General features: G+C 53.9%; 1 protein-coding gene. It reads right to left on the bottom strand.

Annotation, left to right across the window (positions count from 1 at the left end):
• Positions 1-181: 181 nt before the first annotated feature.
• Entirely contained in the window at positions 182-406 is a 225-nt protein-coding gene (locus tag BXP70_RS29235; protein WP_086597622.1) for a hypothetical protein, read from the bottom strand.
• Positions 407-549 lie beyond the last annotated feature (143 nt).

Here is a 549-nt window from a genome sequence, read left to right as displayed (position 1 = left end):
GTAGGCAAATGGCTAATCATTGCCACCATTGCGGAAGCCTTGCGAACCGCTTGCTAAACTCCCAACTCTCGGGTTTTAAGGTATCACGAAACACAATATCCTAAAGCCCGTGGCCTTCAGCTATTTGATTGAGCCAAGCGGGTATCTACGAGATGTACCCCTAGGATTGATGCGGACCGCATTAGTACTTGTCCATCTGTGCCAGCGTCAGCCGCGCTCCCGTGGCGTTCCACTCCACGGCCGTACCGTGTTCGACTATCGCCCAGCGGTTGCGTTCGGCCGGCGTCATGTCAGCGAGGAACGTGATGGGTTTGGTAACGAACCGGCTTGACCACAGCGAGTAGTCGGAAAACCAGACGACGACGTTGGTGGTAGTGAAGTCTACCATCGTAATGGTGATGGGCATACTCCGAAGGTAAGCACAACGCTTGCACACACGCAAGCCTAGCTGGACGCGTTCAAACACTAGCGCCCATGCGAACTAGGTGCTATCCTTTTCGCCTCTGCGGGTAGACTATTACTGTCAATAGGAGACCTACAGTTGGGTCA

It is taken from the genome of Hymenobacter crusticola (assembly GCF_002154225.1).
Classification (GTDB): domain Bacteria; phylum Bacteroidota; class Bacteroidia; order Cytophagales; family Hymenobacteraceae; genus Hymenobacter; species Hymenobacter crusticola.
This window is presented reverse-complemented; position numbering and strand designations above follow the sequence as displayed.

Bases quoted from the DNA above. Each gene is read 5' to 3' on its own strand.
- BXP70_RS29235 (WP_086597622.1), bottom strand. From the start codon at position 406: ATGCCCATCACCATTACGATGGTAGACTTCACTACCACCAACGTCGTC.